15 protein-coding genes are annotated in these 15,359 nt (G+C 45.5%); 8 read left to right on the top strand and 7 right to left on the bottom strand.

Going from position 1 to position 15,359, the window contains the following annotated elements; all coding sequences use genetic code 11:
- Positions 1-89: 89 nt before the first annotated feature.
- On the top strand, positions 90-731 hold the full coding sequence (locus RIF36_RS27150; RefSeq protein ID WP_350122086.1) for an outer membrane beta-barrel protein: 642 nt from the start codon (positions 90-92) through the stop codon (positions 729-731).
- Here the strand turns inward: RIF36_RS27150 and RIF36_RS27145 are convergent.
- The 3 genes from RIF36_RS27145 to RIF36_RS27135 all read right to left on the bottom strand — a co-directional run bounded on the left by RIF36_RS27145 (position 728) and on the right by RIF36_RS27135 (position 3,568).
- Entirely contained in the window at positions 728-2,281 is a 1,554-nt protein-coding gene (locus tag RIF36_RS27145) for an Rne/Rng family ribonuclease (protein WP_350072774.1), read from the bottom strand. The genes RIF36_RS27150 and RIF36_RS27145 overlap by 4 nt on opposite strands.
- A gap of 146 nt (positions 2,282-2,427) precedes the next feature.
- Positions 2,428-3,249: a tetratricopeptide repeat protein gene (locus RIF36_RS27140; protein WP_350122088.1), complete on the bottom strand. Its 822-nt coding sequence runs from the start codon at positions 3,247-3,249 to the stop codon at positions 2,428-2,430.
- 28 nt (positions 3,250-3,277) lie between these two features.
- Positions 3,278-3,568 carry an HU family DNA-binding protein gene (locus RIF36_RS27135; protein ID WP_317489087.1) on the bottom strand — a complete coding sequence of 97 codons (291 nt, stop codon included), beginning with the start codon at positions 3,566-3,568 and terminating at the stop codon, positions 3,278-3,280.
- A 137-nt stretch (positions 3,569-3,705) separates the two neighbouring features.
- Here RIF36_RS27135 and mutY point away from each other — a divergent pair, with 137 nt between their 5' ends.
- From mutY to recG, 5 genes are read left to right on the top strand one after another with little or no spacing between them, the layout of a single operon-like run.
- Positions 3,706-4,779, top strand: coding sequence for an A/G-specific adenine glycosylase (mutY, locus tag RIF36_RS27130; RefSeq protein ID WP_350122090.1), 1,074 nt, complete (start codon positions 3,706-3,708; stop codon positions 4,777-4,779).
- 50 nt (positions 4,780-4,829) lie between these two features.
- Positions 4,830-5,261, top strand: a complete 432-nt coding sequence (locus RIF36_RS27125) for a single-stranded DNA-binding protein (protein ID WP_350122092.1) — start codon at positions 4,830-4,832, stop codon at positions 5,259-5,261.
- Between the two features lie 26 nt (positions 5,262-5,287).
- Entirely contained in the window at positions 5,288-6,646 is a 1,359-nt protein-coding gene (gene gldE / locus RIF36_RS27120; RefSeq protein ID WP_350122094.1) for a gliding motility-associated protein GldE, read from the top strand.
- A 9-nt stretch (positions 6,647-6,655) separates the two neighbouring features.
- Complete coding sequence (gldD, locus tag RIF36_RS27115) at positions 6,656-7,237, top strand: gliding motility lipoprotein GldD (protein WP_350122096.1); 582 nt, start codon at positions 6,656-6,658, stop codon at positions 7,235-7,237.
- Positions 7,238-7,266: 29 nt separating this feature from the next.
- Complete coding sequence (gene recG, locus RIF36_RS27110) at positions 7,267-9,360, top strand: ATP-dependent DNA helicase RecG (protein WP_350122098.1); 2,094 nt, start codon at positions 7,267-7,269, stop codon at positions 9,358-9,360.
- Between the two features lie 3 nt (positions 9,361-9,363).
- Here recG and RIF36_RS27105 read toward each other — a convergent pair whose 3' ends face one another.
- Genes RIF36_RS27105 through RIF36_RS27090 form a run of 4 tightly spaced genes read right to left on the bottom strand, consistent with a single transcriptional unit; the run spans position 9,364 to position 13,756 of the window.
- Positions 9,364-10,131, bottom strand: coding sequence for a LytR/AlgR family response regulator transcription factor (locus RIF36_RS27105; protein ID WP_350122100.1), 768 nt, complete (start codon positions 10,129-10,131; stop codon positions 9,364-9,366).
- Entirely contained in the window at positions 10,128-11,180 is a 1,053-nt protein-coding gene (locus RIF36_RS27100; RefSeq protein WP_350122102.1) for a histidine kinase, read from the bottom strand. The genes RIF36_RS27105 and RIF36_RS27100 overlap by 4 nt, the downstream gene beginning before the upstream one ends.
- Positions 11,177-12,172: a sensor histidine kinase gene (locus tag RIF36_RS27095; RefSeq protein ID WP_350122104.1), complete on the bottom strand. Its 996-nt coding sequence runs from the start codon at positions 12,170-12,172 to the stop codon at positions 11,177-11,179. Before RIF36_RS27095 ends, RIF36_RS27100 begins: the two co-directional genes overlap by 4 nt.
- 45 nt (positions 12,173-12,217) lie before the next feature.
- Complete coding sequence (locus RIF36_RS27090) at positions 12,218-13,756, bottom strand: hypothetical protein (protein ID WP_350072793.1); 1,539 nt, start codon at positions 13,754-13,756, stop codon at positions 12,218-12,220.
- Positions 13,757-14,012: 256 nt separating this feature from the next.
- Here RIF36_RS27090 and RIF36_RS27085 point away from each other — a divergent pair, with 256 nt between their 5' ends.
- Together RIF36_RS27085 and RIF36_RS27080 are read left to right on the top strand one after the other, a co-directional pair.
- On the top strand, positions 14,013-14,813 hold the full coding sequence (locus RIF36_RS27085; protein WP_350122106.1) for a hypothetical protein: 801 nt from the start codon (positions 14,013-14,015) through the stop codon (positions 14,811-14,813).
- Between the two features lie 4 nt (positions 14,814-14,817).
- Positions 14,818-15,306 (top strand): methylated-DNA--[protein]-cysteine S-methyltransferase, encoded by a 489-nt coding sequence (locus tag RIF36_RS27080; protein ID WP_350072796.1) that lies wholly within the window; start codon positions 14,818-14,820, stop codon positions 15,304-15,306.
- The last annotated feature ends 53 nt before the right edge of the window (positions 15,307-15,359 follow it).

Genomic DNA, 15,359 nt, shown 5'->3' with positions numbered 1-15,359 from the left:
CCTCTTTGAAAAAACTGGGAGACCTTGAATTAAAGTATTTTTCAGCAAGGCTAGCAACTTTGCCCCTTTGCGTAAAGAAACGATCATTTATGAAAAGAATTTTTATCCTTTCTATTTTTTGTCTCATTTCTGGTGTTGCCTTTTCTCAGGTAAAAATCGGGCTTAGGTTTTCCCCCTCTTACAATATCAACCGGGTATCAAGCTTGTCGGACACGTTGATTCTATCACCACAGCAGGCAACCTTCAAAATGGTGCTGGGTATAGTAACAGAGTTTGCCTTCACAGATACCTACAGTTTCACAACCGGGCTTGCTTTTGCGCCAAAAAGTGTTGGGATCAATTTTGCCGGAGAAAACGGCGGATCACATACCAACGCCACCGAAGAATATAAAATACAGTATCTCCAGATTCCCGCATTGTTGAAACTGTATACCGACGACTACCTGCCGGGCAGCAGGATATACTTTCATGTGGGTGCCATGATCGACGTCAAGATATTTGACTCGCCTGAAAACAATGACTATGTATTCATAGAGAAGTTTTTGCCAGTGGATGCGTCGGCAGTGCTGGGTGTTGGTACGGAGGTGGAGCTTGGGATTTCCACGATTGTGTTTGGGGGATTGAGCTACAACCGGGGGCTGACCAACATGGCCTCAAAAACAATCGCTCTTGACGCAAAACCTATTGTCAAGAGCGATTACTTCCAATTGGAGCTCGGTTTAAAGTTTTAAACCAGCTCTATTTCTTCTCCTGTAGAATTAACGAAGTGGAAATCCGTCAGGCCTAGTGATGAGTCCTCGATCAGGTGAACCCACTTGTAGTACTTCATGAACCACTGTACTCTCTTGGAGTAAATCCCTTTGGTAAAATAGGCATAAAGATACGGATGAAGGCTAATGGTTAGCTTCTTCTCGTTTTGCTTGCCAAAGATGTGTTCTATGTTTTTCTCAATCTGATCGGCCACTATTACTGACGCCGTGATTTTGCCGGTACCGTTGCAGGTGGGACACACTTCCCTGGTGCTGATGTTCATCTCAGGTCTCACCCGCTGCCGGGTGATCTGCATCAGACCGAATTTTGAAAGAGGAAGCACAGTATACTTGGAGCGGTCGGTGCTCATCTCCTGCTTCATCCTCTCATAAACCTTCTTCCGGTTATCCTGCTTTTTGAGGTCAATGAAATCTATCACAATGATGCCGCCCATGTCCCTCAGCCGAAGCTGTCTGGCTATTTCCGATGCAGCGTCCATGTTTACCCGCAAGGCCGTCGACTCCTGATCCTCTTCGGCGTTCGACTTGTTGCCGCTGTTAACGTCAATTACATGAAGCGCTTCTGTATGCTCAATGATTAAATAGCCTCCTCCGGCTACACTTACCGAACGGCCAAACGACATCTTGAGCTGTTTTTCTACGTGGAAATGCTCAAATATTTTAACCTTACCGGTGTATTGTCTGAGGATTTTTTCTTTGTCGGGTGCTATCTTGTTAACGTAGGCACGAACATCCCCGAACGTCTTTTTGTCATCGATATGAATGGCATCGAACGATTCGTTCAGGACGTCTCTGAGAATAGAGTTTGTCCTGCTCATTTCACCGATGATCTTGTCCTTCGATTGGGCTGTCTTCAGGTTTTTCATCCCTTCTTCCCAAATGGAAACAAGGTTTCTTAAGTCCTTGTCGAGCTCGGCAACATCTTTGCCCTGAGCGACAGTCCTGATGATAACACCAAAGTTTTCGGATTTTATGGACGACACCAAACGAACAAGCCGTTTGCGCTCATCGCTACTGTCAATTTTCTTGGAAACATTGACAGTATTTGAGAATGGTACAAGAACTAAGTACCGTCCCGCAAGGGACAATTCACAAGAAAGCCGGGGGCCCTTTGTGGAGATTGGTTCTTTTACAACCTGTACAAGTATCTTTTGACCCTTGGTAAGCACCTGGCTGATCTTGCCAAGCTTATCAATATCTTTTTCGGGTTTAAAACCTGCAAGTTTGTGGCTTATATTTTTGTTTGTAAGTACAAGCCGTGTGAACTTATTCAACGACTGAACTTGCGGGCCCAAATCGAGGTAATGCAAAAATGCATCTTTCTCGTAGCCGACATCAATAAAAGCAGCATTTAGGCCCTGTACGATCTTCTTTACAGTGCCTAAATATATATCTCCAACATTGAATTGATGATCATCACTTTCCTGATGATACTCTACCAATCGCTTGTCTCTTAGTAAGGCAATCCGGGATCCCTGTGGAGTCGAATTTATTATTAATTCATTGCTCACACTGATTCCGTTTTAAAAAGTAAATTACTTCTTCTTGTGCCTATTCTTTCTGAGTCTTTTCTTTCTCTTGTGAGTAGCGATCTTATGTCTCTTTCTTTTCTTTCCGCAAGGCATATGCGAATGTCTTTATTTGTTAAACAATTTTTTTAATTCAATTCCTGAAGGTAAGAGTCAACTGCGGCGCTTACCGCCGGATCATTTTCCGTTTCCTTCGCTTTGATAAGCCAGGCTTTTGCTTTCTGCTTGTCACCTAACTCCTTATAACTTACACCAAGATAAAACATGGCCTGGATGTTCTCAGGGTCAATTGTTAAGAGCTTTTCAAGTCTCTCAACTGCCTTATCATACTGAGCCGACTGCATCGAAAGAATGCCCATATTGTAAAGGGCCTCTTTGTTGTCAGGGTCCTTCTCCAGAATTTCTCTCAACATCAAAATTCCCTGCATGGGGTTCGGTGAAGAGATGTAGGTCATGGCTATTTTTGACTTAGCACTCAAATTGTCCGGATTGGCTTTTAACACCTCTCCAAGCAACTCCTGAACCTTACTTCCGAGCTTTTTAGCCCTGGCATCGTCCGCCGCAAAACCGAATGCTTCGTAATAATAATTACCCGCTTTCTCCTTTGCCTCTATCGACGGATCGACCTCCGCAAGGAGGTCAGCGTACTTAGCAACACTGTCCAATTGTTGTACCAAAAGGAAGGTGTTCGCCAAAGAGTCTGCAAAGATAGCTGAATTGTTTGGATTTTTTAACTGCTCCTTGAAATATTGTATCTTTTGCTGGTCAGAATCAGACAGTTCTACTTCGTGGGCTCCTGGTATTTCTTCAGCTCCTGCATTTTCTTCCTGCGTGGCTGACGGCACTTCAGCTATATCACTGTCATTGTCTACGACTACCTTGGGAAGACTGAAAAGAACGATGATCAGCCCAACCCCTAATATGGTTAAGACAATTTGTTGTTTTGACATGAAGTTTGTGTGCTGGAAATAGGACTTCCTATTTCAGTTTGTTGCTGCTTTTTACCTTCTCAATAAAAACCTTTGACGGTTTAAAGCTTGGTACATAGTGCTCATCGATGACGATAGCCGTATTCTTAGAAATATTTCTGGCAATCTTCTTGGCTCTTTTCTTGTTTACAAAACTTCCGAAACCACGAACGTAAATATTACTACCATCTGCCATCGAACTTTTTACCACAGTGAAAAAAGCTTCTACGCTAGTTTGCACGTCTGCTTTATCAATCCCCGTTTTCTCTGCAATTTCGTTTATTACGTCTGCTTTAGTCACCTCTTCTATATTTTAATTATGCTTTGCTACTCGATTTTTTAATGGGCACAAATTTAAATGAGCGGGGTAGAAATAAAAAAGAAAGAGTTAAATAAAAGCGCTTATTTTGTGCCCTCAACGAAAGTATTTCTCTCATCGTGGCCGAAAGTAATCAGGCGTTTTCAAAGATTTTAATAAGATGGTACGAAAGGCACAAAAGGGATCTTCCGTGGCGTGAAACGAAAGACCCGTACGCCATCTGGCTCTCCGAGATCATACTTCAGCAAACACGTGTTGCTCAGGGCCTTCCGTATTTTCAGAAATTTATCGACCGGTTTCCCACTGTAGGCACGCTGGCGGAGGCAAGCCAGGAGGAGGTGCTGGCGCTGTGGCAGGGTCTTGGTTATTACTCCAGAGCGAGAAATCTACATACATGTGCTCAAACGGTGGCTTCGCAATACGAAGGCAAATTCCCGACCAGCTATAGGGAGCTTCTGCAACTAAAAGGCATAGGTGGCTACACAGCCGCCGCCATCGCCTCCTTCGCCTTTAACGAAGCTGTGCCTGTAGTCGATGGAAATGTTTATCGGGTAGTCTCCAGGGTATTTGGGTTACACGACGATATTTCGAATGCTTCCACCAGAAAGGTATTTGAAGAGCGACTCGCATCGCTTATTCCATCCGATACGCCGGGCGAATTCAACCAGGCCATTATGGAGTTTGGTGCGCTTCATTGCACACCGTCAGCACCAGACTGCAAAAGTTGCGCTTTCAGTCACTCGTGTTTCGCATTCAAAAACAACGAAGTGGCCAACTTGCCGGTAAAGACAAAAAAAGTGAAGGTACTCAATCGGTATTTTAACTATTTTGTTTTTCAATTCGGCGAACAGGTACTTATGGGGTCAAGAAAAGATAAAGATATCTGGCTTGGCCTTCACGATTTCTTTAACATTGAACGAGAAGAACTGTTTGATGAGGAAACGGCTCTTATAGAGGTCAGCAATTTGATTTCCACTACAAATTGGGAACTAATCGATATTTCAGCAACTTATAAACATGTATTGACTCACAGGATTATTTATGCCCGTTTTTTTAGGGTGCGTATTTTTCAGTCTGATGACTTCATTTCGTTAATTCAAAGCACAAAGTTGAAGCCAATTAGTGTTGGTGACACCGACGGAATTTCGAAGCCAGTATTGATCACCAATTATTTGAATGATACCTTATTTTAAGTTATTTTTATTATGCCTATCTATCAAAACATTACAAAAAACAAATCTTTATGTCAGGAGTAAATAAAGTGATTCTGCTTGGAAACCTTGGAAAAGACCCAGAGATAAGACACCTGGAGAGTGGTCGGGCTGTGACCAACTTCACATTGGCCACCAGCGAAGTTTACAAAAACAAGGAAGGCAACAAGGTAACTAACACCGAGTGGCACAATGTAGTTTTATGGACGCCTCTTGCAGAAGTAGCTGAAAAGTATCTAAAAAAAGGGAATCAGGTATATATCGAAGGAAAAATCACTACCCGTTCCTACGACGATAAAGACGGAAACAAGAGATACATTACTGAAGTAGTAGGAAGGGAAATGACCCTCGTCGGCGGAAGGCCAGACGGCGGCGGCGGCTCGTCCGAACAACAAAATAGTGGATCCTCTCAGCCAGCTCCAGTAGCAGCAGAGCCAACCGATCTGGATGATTTGCCGTTTTAGCACTATATTACAGCTTTTATCCATCAATGGAAGACCCGTACCCCAGTATATATTTGACATTAATTGGAGACTTAGGTATCACTTATGTCTCCTTTTACATTTTTAGCGGCGTTCTATTTGCGTTGCTGCTCTACCTTTCGGCCCTTATTTCAGGGTCGGAAGTAGCTTTCTTTTCCCTGAGTCATGGCGACCTTGCCACGTGCCGAACCTCAGCCAGCTCTCAGGATAAGCGAATTATGAGCCTGCTTCAGGGGCCGCAGCGGCTTTTGGCTACCATTTTGATCATGAACAACCTGGTCAACATCACGATTGTGACATTGGCGACCTATGTCACCTGGGAGATAGTTGGTTCGAAATCGGCCGACGGATACATTGTGGCTGTGCTGACTGTGATCACAACGCTGGCTATTGTCTTTTTTGGAGAGGTGGTACCAAAAGTATATGCCAATCAAAACAACCTTAGCTTCGCCAGAAGCACCTCTGGCTTGCTGAATGTAGCCGATACTGTTTTCTGGCCTGTGTCATGGTTGCTGCTGTCGATCAGTTCAATAGTTGAGAAGAGGGTAGAAAGAAAGGGCTATAACGTGTCGATTGATGAGCTCAATCATGCGCTGGAGCTAACCGCCGAAACTGAAGCCACGGAGGAAGAAAAAGGCATATTAAAGGGGATCGTAAATTTTGGCACACTCACCGTGACCCAGGTAATGCGATCCAGGGTAGACATCACGGCAATTGATTTTGAGACCGACTTCCATGAGCTGATGGATCAGATCAATAAGACGGGTTACTCCAGAATCCCTATATATAAAGAAACGGTCGACAAGATAGAAGGGGTTCTTTACATCAAAGACCTGCTTCCTTTTGTGGACAAAGACGAGAACTTTCTGTGGCAGAACCTGATGCGTCCGGCGTTTTTTGTGCCCGAAAGCAAAAGAGTTGATGCGCTATTTAAAGACTTTCAGGAGAAGCGGGTGCATATGGCCATCGTTGTCGACGAATATGGTGGCACCTCCGGGCTTGTGACCCTGGAAGATTTGATCGAAGAAATCGTTGGGGAGATCAACGATGAATTTGACAACGAAGACGAGATAGCTTACAACAAACTCGACAGCAATACTTACGTGTTTGAAGGCAAGATTTCGCTGAACGACTTTTGCAAAGTAGTGAGTGTGGAAGGCAACATCTTTGACACAGTGAGAGGCGACAGCGAATCCCTTGGAGGGCTGATTCTAGAGATCAATTCTAAGCTTCCCAATGTTGGAGAGAAAATTCGCTTTGAGAGATTTGTTTTCACGGTAGTGTCGGCAGACAACAAGCGGATCAAAAGAGTGCGTGTTTTCATAAACCCCTCGTTCCAGGCGGAAAGTCTCCAAAAGGATAAGTAATTTAAGGGCATGAAGCTTAGATTCTTTCTTTTTTTCTTCCCGGTCATTCTTGCTTTGAGTGTTGCCTGCGAAGGCACCTATCTTCCCAAGCCGAAAGGATACAATCGTATAGACCTTCCGCCAAGTGAGTATGTTGCTCTGCCAGACTCCTTTCCTTATCAGTTTCAGTATTCTGCTTACGCCAAGCTTCTGAAGGACTCTTCGTGGATGGCCGAAAGGTATTGGATTGATTTGTACTACCCCACGATGGAAGCATTGGTGCAGGTGACCTATAAGCCTGTGAAACATGATACCACCTTGCTCAGAGAGTATTTTGAAGACTCCTACAAACTCACTTCCAAGCACAATATTAAAGCGTATTCCATTGAGCAGATGGATTTGGTTATACCAAATGGTGGGTGGGCTGTAGTATCGGAGCTGACCGGCGAAGTGCCCAGCCAATTTCAGTTTCACGCCACTGATTCTGCCAATCACTTCATTCGTGGAGCGCTCTATTTTGAGACTTCCACAAAAAACGATTCTTTAAAGCCCGTTATTGAGTACATTAAGTTCGATATCATCCACATGCTCAACACCCTTGAGTGGAAATAGGCATACAGTAGAGAACCATTACCCATCGCATGTCCGGCTTTTTTGAAACCAGAATAGAGTTCCTGAAAGGCGTTGGCCCTCAAAGAGCGGAGCTGCTAAACAAAGAGCTGTCTATTTTTACCTACGGTGACTTACTCCAGCACTATCCGTTCAGGTACGAAGACCGGACAACCTTTCACAAAATCAGAGACATAAGAGACGAGGAATCCTTTGTGCAGGTGATGGGGAAAATCCGATCAATGGAAACTGTTGGTATTGGCGGGAAGAAGAGGCTTGTGGCTCATTTCTATGACGAAACCGGAGAAATGGAGTTGGTTTGGTTCCAGGGAGCTGCCTGGATTTCTAAGAAGCTCCGGGTAAATACCCCCTACCTTGTGTATGGCAAGCCTTCCGCTTTTGGCAGCAAGTTCAACATCGCCCATCCGGAAATTGAACCACTGACGGTTGATAACAGAAAAGGCGGGTATCTGCAACCCATTTACCACACCAGCGAAAAACTTAAGGCCCGCTTTATCGACAGCAAAGTGATCTCGAAGTTTCAGGAGCAGCTATTGCTGGTTGCTTTGCCGTATATCCACGAAACGCTTCCCGACTTTTTGCTGCAGAAATTTGGCCTGGTGAGCAAAAAAGAGGCGCTGGTAAATGCCCACTTTCCGAAGAGTAGTGAATGGTTGGAAAGGGCGAGAAAGCGGTTGAAGTTTGAAGAGCTTTTCTACATTCAACTCAGGTTAGTAAGCCTTAAGGGCTCCCGAAAAGACTTGTACAAGGGCCTGGTGCTGGCCGACACCTCTCTGCTCACCACTTTTTACAATGACCATTTGCCGTTTGAGCTGACTGGCGCCCAAAAAAGGGTGATCAGGGAAATTTACCTCGACATGAGATCGGGTAAGCAAATGAACCGCCTTTTGCAGGGCGATGTGGGAAGTGGAAAAACCATGGTGGCCTTTATTTGCATGCTGCTGGCTATAGGCAGCGGCAGCCAGGCTACCCTCATGGCACCGACTGAAATTCTGGCCGGTCAGCACTACACCGGGCTCAAAGAGTACGCCGACAAAATGGGTCTGAGCATTGCCAAGCTCACCGGTTCCACCAAAAAGAAGGAAAGGACAAGGATTCTGGCGGAACTGCTTTCTGGTGATATTCACATACTGGTGGGCACTCATGCGTTACTTGAAGAGCCTGTGCAATTCAAAAGCCTCGGGCTAGCCATCACCGATGAGCAACACCGCTTTGGCGTAGCACAACGGGCCCAGCTTTGGCAGAAAAACGAAGAGTTTTATCCTCACGTGCTGGTGATGACAGCCACGCCCATTCCCCGCACGCTGGCCATGACGGCATACGGTGACTTGGATACCAGCACGATTGATGAAATGCCCGCAGGCCGGAAACCTATCAAAACGATTCATAGAACAGACGCCGCCAGGCTGCAAGTGTTTGGTTTTATCCGGGAACAAATTCAGTTGGGGCGGCAAGCTTACATTGTTTATCCGCTCATTGAAGAATCGGCATCGCTTGACCTCAAGGATCTGATGGATGGTTACGAAAGCATTGCCAGGGCTTTTCCGGACTTCCAGCTCAGCATTGTGCATGGCAAAATGAAGCCAGAGGCAAAAGACTTTGAAATGCAGCGTTTTGTGGAGGGTGTAACTCAGATTATGGTAGCCACCACGGTGATTGAGGTGGGTATTAATGTGCCCAATGCCAGTATGATGGTAATAGAAAATGCTGAGAGATTTGGGCTGGCCCAGCTGCATCAGCTCAGGGGCAGGGTGGGCCGGGGTGCCGACCAGTCGTATTGCATTCTGATGACAAAAGACAAGCTAAGCCAGGAGGCCAGAACCCGTATTCAAACCATGGTGGGCACCAACGATGGGTTTGAAATTGCCCGGGTCGATTTAAAACTAAGAGGGCCGGGCGACTTGATGGGCACCCAGCAAAGTGGTGTAATGGATCTTTTGGTTGCCGATTTGGTGCAAGACGGGAAAATACTTCAGGCAGCCCGGGAAGAAGCCCAGCAGATTATCGATAACGACCCCAAGCTAACACTGGACAAGCACCGGGTGATCAAGTCACACATTTCTTCCCTCAAAAAGTCAGTGACGAACTGGAGCCGGATCAGCTAGCAATCAGCCAGCATCATTGAACCAGTCTTTGAACGCACTTACCTTCTCCCGGCTCACCACAATTTCTTCTGGCCAATCCACCGTCGGCACTATCCTAAGCCTGGTAACGGAGTAGATCAGCACATCTTTGATCGCATCGATATTGATGATATAAGTGCGGTTAACCCTGAAGAAGGATTTCGGGTTAAGTATCTCCTCCAAGGTCTCCATTTTATAATCTATCACATACCTCGCTTTGGTATTGGTAACTATAAAGCCATTTCTCCCCTCGGCGTAAAAGAAGGCCACATCTTCGGTTTTCACAGAACGGATATGTTCGCCCACCTTCACCATAAACCTGTTTTTGAAGTCCTTTTGAAGGTAGCTTTTGAGTACGTTTTCAATGGCATTCGCAGGTTGTACCGTGGCTCCTTTCTTCAGGAGCCTTAGCTTCTCTATGCTTTGCTCCACTGCATCTCTGTCGATGGGCTTGAGAAGGTAGTCTACTCCGTTCGACCGAAATGCTTCCAAAGCATAATTATCGTATGCAGTGATGAAAATCACCGGCACGTTGACGGGGTGCTTTTTGAATGCCTCCAGGCTTAGCCCGTCTTTCAACTTAATATCCGTCAGTATCAGCTCTATCTCGTCTCCCTTGCTTTCCAGCAGTTCCAACATAGCCACCACTGTTGTCGCTTCACCTATCAGCTCAATTTCAGGTGCGATTTCGGCCAATATTTTCTTGAGTTTGTCTGATGCTGGCTTTTCGTCTTCTATAATGATGGCTTTCATGCTGCTTTCTCGAGTTTTAGAAGAGGTAGTTTTACAAATCCCTTATCGTCAGCTTTTACTATCAGTAGAGGTCGCTCGGTGAAGTGCTCAAACGACTGAAGCAATTCCATCATTTTCTCCTTGCCCTCCACCGTTGGCATCAGCCTTTCCCACAGGGTATATTCAATGGTCAAATAGTCCTCCTCTCGCCTGACAAATATTTTCAACGGTCGGCTTTGGTTGATCATGTTCGAAGCGATGATCCACTCCATCACAATCATCATACTTCCTGGCAAAAGGTAAGCCTCTTCTTCGATAGCTTCGCTGTCCGGCAGCCAATGAATATTGCCATCGTACTGCTGGTTGTAAAGATACACTATGCTTTCTGCGATCGTCAATTCAGAACTCATTTCCGAAAGATCTTCGTGCCGGCTGTCCAGCACACTTCTGTACACATGCGAAAGCTTCTGGATGAACTTGTCGGCGGCCCTGTCCTTTTTGTAAAGAATAGAAATCAGGGTTTCGAGCGATTTGTAAAGAAATTCAGGGTTAATTACCCTGCTAAAAATCCTCAGCTTCAGGTCTATGTTCTTTTTCAATACCCCTTCTTTGTCCAGCGCCCTGTTTGTTTCAAGTGTAAACAAGATGACCGAGGCGAGCACTATAAAGTAGAGAACGTAAATAAATCCGTAGATGGATAGAAAGGTAGATAATTCGGTGGTGAAGGTGCCGAAGCTATAGCCGATCACCCACACAAAGTAAGCGCTGATGCTGGCGAACACCACAAGCAGGGTTACCAGCAACCCTGCAAGAAATAATACGCCAAACGAGAGCTTAATAAAGTCACTGCTTTCAATTCTTGGCACAAAGCCATTGGCAATAGCCCGCAGCAATTCAGCAACCAAATAGGTAATTCCTATGCACAACAAAGCTTCCTTTTCGAAAAACACCTCACCAAGGGAGCCCAGGTTATCAAACACCAGCAGCACAAGCATGTAAATGAGCATACCCAATGGGAGAGGGGCAAACAACCGTGATATCAAGTGATTATAAAAAAGTTTACGCTTCATAAATGAGGAAGTAAGGGAACGGAGACGCTAAACAGCTTGTCGTTTACAATCCGAACTGGTAAGTCGGTAAAAAAAACATATCGTTTTTGGATATTGGCCAAACCCACCTGTAGCGACTCTGCCTCATCCACTATGCCCCGGTTTTCATTGGTCACACAGATATAGTTACCCTCCTCTTCCTGAATCACTATCTCCATCGGATCCAGCTCCGAAAAGTCGTTGTGCTTAATGGCGTTTTCGACCAGTAGCTGTATCGTAAGCGGCGGTATGTTAGCAGAAAATTTATTAGCCCCTATTGAAATAGTGTGGGTGAGGGCATTGCCGAATCTTACTTTTTGGAGAAACAGATAGGCCCTTACAAAAGCCAGTTCCTCCTCAACCGTTACCAGCTTTTTGTCCTGAGAAGCAATAAGATACTGGTAAGACTGCACCAGCCGACGAATGAACTGCTCGGCTTGTTCTGACGAGTCATCGAGCAGAGAGGAAATGGTGTTGAGACTGTTAAACAGATAGTGGGGACTAAGCTGTGTTTTCAGGAGTTCATACTGAAGCTCAAGCTGCTCTCTTTCGTGCTTGAGCTGGTTGAGTCGGCCTTTAGAGTATTCGCTGAAACTAAAGTACGACAGGTCAAATACTCCATTGACGATGATCAGAACAAAAAGAAGCAGCGCTAATTTGATCATTTCAGGCTTCAGCGTTTCGAATGAAACCGGTTCTGGAAAAAGTCCTTTGGACAGCTCAAGGCCCAGGAGAACAATGCCAGCCAATATTGCAGCCTGCACAAGCGATCCAGCAAGAAACCGGACGCCCAGCGACTTCCTCCAGGAAATGACTGCATTTAACCTGATGTTGGAGTAGACTATTGAAATGCCAGCTACAGCACCCATGGCCACTACCAACAAATAGGCACCAAGGTGGCCAGCAAGGTCGGGAAGCTCTCCGGTTTTACCGTAGTAGAGATAGTTGAATATCCCTACTGCGATAAATGCCATTCCTGATGATTTCAACAACCATTTTCTCATGGGTGGCTCTGGGGCTTAATAAAGTTTCTCCATCACCCTGCGGTACTCGCTGCTCGAAGGTATTTTAGAGGCAGCTTCCGACACAGCTTTTCTGAATGTGTCATTTCTTGGCATAACCTCAGCTACTTTCACCAGCACGTCTCCCCTTGACGAGGAAGAAGCGATATGCTCAGAAGCGTCAATTACTCTCATAAGAAAATCAGGATGTACGTTACCGTCTTTCATGAAAGTTAGCAAAACATTTCCTTGTTCCGAAGAGCTTGGTATCCTTGTGACTGTTTCAAAAACAAGATCGCTGAGCTGGGGGTCGTTGCGCATTTTGGCTGACGCCGCTCTCAGAACCTCACCCTGAGTAGAACTGCTGGCAATACTCTGCACTGCTTTGATCAATGGCACCAGCTGCGACGGTGTTGGTTCTTTTTCGATGATGGCAAACTTCAAAACTTCGCCCTGTGTGGAGCTGCTGGCAATTCGGCTGATGGTAGAAGCGAGTTCACCAAACAGCTCATTTGAAAGTTGGCTGGAGTTGTCGATAGCGTACTTAAGCACTTCTCCCTGCTCCGAGCTGGAAGGGATCTGGCCGACAGATGACAGCACTTTGCTGAAAGTATAGGCTTCCAGATTTTCGTCTCTCATCAAATCTCTCAAAACACTTCCTCTTTCTGAGCTGGAAGGAATATTATCGACCACGTCAAAGTATTTATCCTGTATGCGCTGATCTTTATCAAACTGCCTGTTGTATAACCTCAACACAGAGCCCCGCTCGGAACTCGAAGGGATATGATCCACCGCATCCAGCAGTGCGATTTTAGTTGAGGTCTCCAATTGATGCTTCTGTAGCGCATGGCGCAAAGTGTAGGCCGATTCTGAGCTCGACGGAATATTGTTCACTGCCTCGAAATAGGCCGCGGCACTTTTGCTGCTCGAAAAAAACTTGTAGTCATACTCCCTAAGTAACTCGCCACGGGTTGAACTGGAGGGAATATCTCTGCCAATGGCAAGCGCAATTTTAGACAGCCCGGCTTCAGAGAGCCCATTGGTTTCTAACAGGAACGAAAAGTATTCTCCCTTACCGCTTGAGCTATTGATTTCCTCTATTTCGTCAATCACTGCATCAACGCCGCCCTTCCTGTAGAACCTCTTTACCCGATCCTCGGCAGCCACGCCGGTGGAGTGAATCACATCGAGGAGAACATCGGCCAGCCATTTTCTTCCTTCCGGCTCAAAGTTGATTTGGGTTCTGTTATCATAAAACTCGTAAGATAGCTGGCCTGCATCGTTACTACTGATAGTGAGTTCCTTCTTGTTGCCAAAAGTTGTTTTTCTTATTGTCAGATAGCCGCCGGGGGTAATGGCTGTCACCTCGGTATCGGCATCATTTACTTTGACTGAGCCCCTTACTTTTATTTCCAGGCTGGAGGCGTTCCCAACCATTTTGAAGTCATTTCTGTAGGTCTTTGTTTTGAGGGAATCCTCTCCGGCAGCCTGGGCCGTCACAATAGCAAAGCAGAATACTGCCGCCGTTGTCAAAGTTTTCATCATTAGTTTTTTCATGTCGATGTCCTTTTTAAGCTTCACATCCAATAAATCTGACTGGAAGCATTTCTTAGAAATTCATTTTGAGTTGATGATACAATGAACGGTAAATGGATGACGAAAGTAAACGGCTATGTAGCCAACCGGAGAATGTTTGTAGCCAACCGTTCAATTCGATTATTCATTTTTATATCAAAGTTTTCAGTGCCATTGGATTTTGGCCTATCTTAAATGAAAATTCCAAATTCGAACCACCGACTAAGCACGTCACGAAATGAAAAACACAATTAAGCTTGCCATATTTTCAGCTGTCGTAATTGGGTACATTACCAGCTGCACTCCTTCAACAAAAGAGACCAATGACGGCCAAAGTGAGTTTGTCGAGAACCCACCGGCTGACGGCTTCGATGAAAAAAACTCTGACGCCATTGCCATTAAACTTGCCGATGATGTGATGACCAGCATGGGAGGGCGAAACAGCTGGGACGACACCCGGTTCCTCGCCTGGAATTTCTTTGGTGCCCGCAAGCACCTGTGGGACAAGCAAACTGGCGATGTGAGAATTGAGGCGCCGAGAGACTCCACCATTATTTTGATGAACATCAATACCATGACAGGCCGGGTAATGAAGAAAGGCCAGGAGTTTACCAGCCCCGACTCCCTTTCAAAATATCTTGAGAAAGGCAAGTCCTGGTGGATCAATGACTCCTACTGGCTTTTCATGCCATTTAAACTAAAAGACAGCGGGGTAACCCTGCAATACGTTGGCGAAGACACAACAATGGATGGCCGCAACGCCCATGTGCTAAGCCTTCTGTTTAAAGGTGTGGGTGTGACGCCCGACAACGGCTACAAAGTATATGTTGATATGGAACAAAGTCTGATAACTCAATGGGCTTACTACAAAGATGCCTATCAGGACGAGCCCAACTTTGTGCTGCCATGGGTCAACTACAAGCCCTACGGTAAAATTCTTCTGTCGGGTGACAGAGGTCAGCGGCAAATCACCGAGATAAGCGTTTTGGAAACTGTTCCGGAAGGGTCATTCACTGAGTTTAGCCCTATAATCCTGTAGTTTATTGAATCATTGTGTCATTCAAAGCCCGGTTGGTCAACTAAAGCTTTCTTCTTCTGGGGGTTACCTATTACGGATTGATTTTATTAATGAACAGGAAGTTTGTTCTCTTCCAACCGATTCTCTGTTAAAAGAGTCTGTTAAGCAGCTTCAAGCCTATTTTAATGGTAAGCTTGAGTTTTTTGATCTGCCACTGAAGCCTATCGGAACTGATTTTCAGTTGCGGGTTTGGGAGGCATTGGGCAAGATACCCTACGGTACCAGTTGGTCTTACCTTCAGCAAGCTACTTTTTTGGGAGATGCGAAGTGTATCAGAGCAGCAGCAAGTGCAAACGGAAAAAACCCTTTGCCAATCGTTATTCCTTGCCATAGGGTGATTGGAACAGATCAAAAGTTGGTTGGATTTGGCGGCGGGCTGTGGCGAAAAGAGTGGCTTTTAGGTCATGAAAAACACCCTAATTACCTGTACAAACAGGGTATGATTAAGTTTTAACCGTTAGCAGCATTATATTTTTGATTACATTTGAACCAATATTTGACCAGCTA

The organism is Imperialibacter sp. (assembly GCF_040222815.1).
Taxonomy (GTDB): Bacteria; Bacteroidota; Bacteroidia; order Cytophagales; family Cyclobacteriaceae; genus Imperialibacter.
Note: the sequence above shows the minus strand (reverse complement) of the source record. Positions and strands in the feature narration are given on the sequence as shown.

Coding starts and splice junctions, on each gene's coding strand:
- RIF36_RS27150 (WP_350122086.1), top strand. CDS start 90: ATGAAAAGAATTTTTATCCTTTCTATTTTTTGTCTCATTTCTGGTGTT.
- RIF36_RS27140 (WP_350122088.1), bottom strand. CDS start 3,249: ATGTCAAAACAACAAATTGTCTTAACCATATTAGGGGTTGGGCTGATC.
- RIF36_RS27125 (WP_350122092.1), top strand. CDS start 4,830: ATGTCAGGAGTAAATAAAGTGATTCTGCTTGGAAACCTTGGAAAAGAC.
- gldE (WP_350122094.1), top strand. CDS start 5,288: ATGGAAGACCCGTACCCCAGTATATATTTGACATTAATTGGAGACTTA.
- gldD (WP_350122096.1), top strand. CDS start 6,656: ATGAAGCTTAGATTCTTTCTTTTTTTCTTCCCGGTCATTCTTGCTTTG.
- recG (WP_350122098.1), top strand. CDS start 7,267: ATGTCCGGCTTTTTTGAAACCAGAATAGAGTTCCTGAAAGGCGTTGGC.
- RIF36_RS27105 (WP_350122100.1), bottom strand. CDS start 10,131: ATGAAAGCCATCATTATAGAAGACGAAAAGCCAGCATCAGACAAACTC.
- RIF36_RS27100 (WP_350122102.1), bottom strand. CDS start 11,180: ATGAAGCGTAAACTTTTTTATAATCACTTGATATCACGGTTGTTTGCC.
- RIF36_RS27095 (WP_350122104.1), bottom strand. CDS start 12,172: ATGGCATTTATCGCAGTAGGGATATTCAACTATCTCTACTACGGTAAA.
- RIF36_RS27090 (WP_350072793.1), bottom strand. CDS start 13,756: ATGAAAAAACTAATGATGAAAACTTTGACAACGGCGGCAGTATTCTGC.
- RIF36_RS27085 (WP_350122106.1), top strand. CDS start 14,013: ATGAAAAACACAATTAAGCTTGCCATATTTTCAGCTGTCGTAATTGGG.